Source organism: Mycobacterium sp. 94-17, from assembly GCF_035617725.1.
Lineage (GTDB): Bacteria > Actinomycetota > Actinomycetes > Mycobacteriales > Mycobacteriaceae > Mycobacterium.
Genome location: NZ_JAPIYN010000106.1, coordinates 1 through 356, shown reverse-complemented (window position 1 = coordinate 356; position 356 = coordinate 1). Strand labels below are relative to the sequence as shown.

Annotated in this window: 1 protein-coding gene; it reads right to left on the bottom strand. The window is 71.6% G+C overall.

Annotated features, from left to right (window positions below; all coding sequences use genetic code 11):
• Positions 1 to 356: AMP-binding protein (locus OQ789_RS25870; RefSeq protein WP_324689280.1), on the bottom strand; the 356-nt coding region annotated here is incomplete at both ends.

Below are 356 nucleotides of genomic sequence, written 5' to 3'. Positions count from 1 at the left end.
TCCCCGGTCCGATACATCCGCGCCCCCACACCCCCGAACGGACACGCCACAAACCGCGACCCCGTCAACCCCGCCCGGCCCCAATACCCCACCCCCACACCAGCACCCGCCACATACAACTCGCCGACCACCCCCACCGGCACCGCCCGCAACCACCCATCCAAAACCACCAACGCCGCCCCCGGCACCGGGCCACCAATCGCCACCACCCCCGACCCCGCCACCAGCGGGGCACTGATCGCCGCATACACCGTGGCCTCGGTCGGGCCATACGCGTTAAGCATCACCCGACCCGGCGCCCACCGCTGCACCACCTCCACCGGACACGCCTCACCAGCCACCACCAACGCCGCCGA